General features: G+C 39.5%; 3 protein-coding genes. 1 reads left to right on the forward strand and 2 read right to left on the reverse strand.

Annotated elements, in window-relative coordinates; all coding sequences use genetic code 11:
• Positions 1 to 957 (forward strand): MFS transporter (locus Aru01_RS18170; protein WP_042111779.1); only part of this gene is annotated, 957 nt, incomplete at its 5' end.
• Positions 958 to 1,082: 125 nt separating this feature from the next.
• Here Aru01_RS18170 and Aru01_RS18175 read toward each other — a convergent pair.
• Both Aru01_RS18175 and Aru01_RS18180 read right to left on the reverse strand, forming a co-directional pair.
• Positions 1,083 to 1,796, reverse strand: coding sequence for an MgtC/SapB family protein (locus Aru01_RS18175; protein WP_016656384.1), 714 nt, complete (start codon positions 1,794 to 1,796; stop codon positions 1,083 to 1,085).
• A 3-nt stretch (positions 1,797 to 1,799) separates the two neighbouring features.
• A partial coding sequence (locus Aru01_RS18180; protein WP_171248549.1) for a cation transporting ATPase C-terminal domain-containing protein occupies positions 1,800 to 2,348 on the reverse strand: 549 nt, incomplete at its 5' end.

The following is a 2,348-nucleotide window of genomic DNA, read 5'->3' on the forward strand; positions in this document are numbered from 1 at the left end:
GCTCTCATCTGCATTATTGGACTGTGTGGCTTATCGATAAGTGCTTATCTCTATTGGCCATTTTGGAGTTTAGTACTTTTTGCTATATTGGCTGGCTTTATTCCAAGCATGTCTGCAATGGTTCGTGCTCGTTGGTCAGCGCTTTATCGTGATCAACCCCAATTACGCACTGCATATTCCTTTGAAAGTGTCTTAGATGAGCTAACTTTTATTATTGGCCCACCATTATCGGTAGGCATTGGTGTGCTTTATACACCTGCAAGTTTAATGACCGCAGCGTTGTTGTTGGGTATAGGGGTAACATGCTTTATTCTTGAAAAAAAGACACAGCCAGAGCTGACTAAGACAGCCAACTTTACTGGTGAATCTGCGAAACATCACTCGGTTATCGCACTCCCGAATGTGCAATTATTGGCGGCATGTATGATTGCCCTTGGGTTTATGGTCGGTATTATCGATGTAGCCAGTGTTGCATTTGCTGAACAACAAAACTCACCTTTATCGGCCAGTTTAGTCCTTTCCGCTTATGCATTAAGTTCTTGCTTAGCTGGACTTGCTTTTGGCGCGATTGCTTTTAAACGCTCACTACAAACTCTACTGTTGTGGAGTAGTTTGGGAACAGCAATCATGAGTTTAGGATTTTTATGGGTAAGTCATGTTTATATGCTTAGTGTTGTGGTTGCTCTATTGGGGATATTTTTTGCACCAACAATGATTACGCTCATGAGCATCTTAGAACAACAAGTTGCTGCGCAGAAACTCACAGAAGCATTGACTTGGTTACTCGCCGCATTAAATATTGGTGTGGCAGTTGGCGCCGCATCTACTGGACAATTAATCGAATATTATCACTCTGCTTGGGCAGGTTTGAGTATTGCGATCCCCTCTGCTTTGTTGGTTTTAATCATCTCGATCTTTGTTTACCGCCGCACTCAACAATCACCAGCAAGCCAATAAATAACCTCTAAAGTATTCACTCCATATCGAGTCTCAATAAAAAAGGTTTTGGCTGCTTTCATCATTAAAAGCAGCCAAAACCTTCATTTACTTTAATCAAAGACCTGATACCCGTTGATTATCGCTTAAGTAGAAATATTTTTATCCCAATATGCATGTCGAACTTGAGGTAAATTATTAAAGTGCTCAATGATATTTTTAATATCAATCGTATCAATCGAGCTAGCAATTAATGTTACTTCAATTTCAACATCCAAATCACCAAAAGGTTCAACTTCAATATCTTTAGGAGGATAATTATATTTAATCAAGGTGATATTAATCTGCTCCATCACTTGCTTACTATATTGACGATCACAAATAATATAAATCACGTTTAATAGTTCAGCTTCTTCATCCAATGGACGACGATCGATCACTTGAACAATAGGACGCAACAAGGTATTGGCTGCCAAAATAAATATCGTGGCTAAAATCGCCTCTAAGATAAGATCAGCACCCGCTGCAGCACCGACAGCTGCAGAACACCATAAGGTGGCTGCGGTGTTTAAGCCATGAATATTGCCTTCTTGACGCATAATGACACCTGCACCCAAGAAACCAATCCCTGAAACAACATAAGCAATGACACGAACTGCCCCATCAGCACCATTTAAGGATACTGCAATATCCACAAAAATCGCCGCACCTAATGCCACCAACACATTGGTGCGTAGACCTGCTGTTCGTTGTCGATACTGCCGTTCAAAACCAATTAACCCACCCAATATAAATGCAGTAAAAAAGCTGATCGACGTGTCGATAAAATTATCAAATTGTATGTGGTGTAGAAACTTCATTACTTATTGCCAGCCATAACGTTTGATATAATAAGATTTCATAAGCTGAATCAATATCATGTACCCAATTAAAATCAAAGGTAAATAGAGAAAGTAGCTCAGAGGCAAAGCTTGTAGCTTAAAGTATTCAGCCAAAGGCCCCATGGGTAAGAAAATACCTACTGCCATGATGATACCGGTCATCACCATTAAAGGTAGTGCTGCTCGACTTTGAATAAATGGAATTTTCGCTGTACGAATCATGTGAACAATTAAAGTTTGAGTTAATAGACCCACAACAAACCAACCCGATTGGAATAAGCTCTGTTGTTCTGGTGTATTCGCTGCAAACACATACCACATCAGTGCAAAAGTCAAAATATCAAAGATCGAACTAATCGGTCCAAAGAAAATCATAAAACGTCCAATTTCCTGAGGTTGCCAACGCTGTGGTTGTTGTAAAGCTTCTTCATCAACATCATCAAAAGGTATAGCAATTTGTGATACATCATAAAGTAAGTTTTGCACTAACAAATGAATTGGTAACATCGGCAGAAAAGGTAAAAATGCACT

The sequence above is a fragment of the Acinetobacter rudis genome, assembly GCF_000829675.1.
Classification (GTDB): domain Bacteria; phylum Pseudomonadota; class Gammaproteobacteria; order Pseudomonadales; family Moraxellaceae; genus Acinetobacter; species Acinetobacter rudis.

What these genes read in the sequence shown, in the direction of transcription:
- Aru01_RS18175 (WP_016656384.1), bottom strand. Translation starts at nt 1,796, where the DNA reads ATGAAGTTTCTACACCACATACAATTTGATAATTTTATCGACACGTCG.